Source organism: Aquitalea sp. ASV15 (genome assembly GCF_016429115.1).
In the GTDB taxonomy this organism is placed as follows: Bacteria; Pseudomonadota; Gammaproteobacteria; order Burkholderiales; family Chromobacteriaceae; genus Aquitalea; species Aquitalea magnusonii.
This window is the reverse complement of record NZ_JAELTZ010000123.1, coordinates 1-902: the sequence shown is the minus strand read 5'-3', so window position 1 is coordinate 902 and position 902 is coordinate 1. Positions and strand designations below refer to the sequence as shown.

Here is a 902-nt window from a genome sequence, read left to right as displayed (position 1 = left end):
TGCCCGGGTCACGCCGACTACGTTAAGAACATGATTACCGGTGCAGCCCAGATGGACGGCGCTATCCTGGTATGTTCCGCTGCTGACGGCCCGATGCCGCAAACCCGCGAACACATCCTGCTGTCCCGTCAGGTTGGCGTACCGTACATCATCGTTTACCTGAACAAGGCTGATCTGGTTGACGACGCTGAGCTGCTGGAACTGGTTGAAATGGAAGTGCGCGATCTGCTGTCTTCCTACGACTTCCCGGGCGACGACACTCCGGTAGTCATCGGTTCCGCCCGTCTGGCACTGGAAGGCGATCAATCCGAAATGGGGGAACCGTCCATCTTCCGTCTGGCTGCTGCTCTGGACTCCTACATCCCGACTCCGGAACGTGCTGTTGACAAGCCGTTCCTGCTGCCGATCGAAGACGTATTCTCCATCTCCGGTCGTGGTACTGTAGTTACCGGTCGTGTAGAGCGCGGCATCGTTAAAGTTGGTGAAGAACTGGAAATCGTGGGCCTGAAGGCTACCGCGAAGACCACCTGCACCGGCGTGGAAATGTTCCGCAAGCTGCTGGACCAAGGTCAGGCTGGTGACAACGTAGGCGTACTGCTGCGTGGTACCAAGCGTGAAGACGTAGAGCGTGGTCAGGTACTGGCCAAGCCGGGCACCATCACCCCGCACACCAAGTTCGGCGCATCGGTATACGTGCTGAGCAAGGACGAAGGCGGCCGTCACACCCCGTTCTTCGCTAACTACCGTCCGCAGTTCTACTTCCGTACTACCGACGTGACTGGTGCAGTAAGCCTGTCCGAAGGCGTGGAAATGGTAATGCCGGGTGACAACGTGGAAATCACCGTAGAACTGATCGCTCCGATCGCTATGGAAGAAGGTCTGCGTTTCGCCATCCGTGAAGG

General features: G+C 58.0%; 1 protein-coding gene. It reads left to right on the top strand.

Annotation, left to right across the window (positions count from 1 at the left end; all coding sequences use genetic code 11):
* A partial coding sequence (gene tuf, locus JHD64_RS21105) for an elongation factor Tu (RefSeq protein ID WP_199055570.1) occupies window positions 1-902 on the top strand: 902 nt, incomplete at both ends.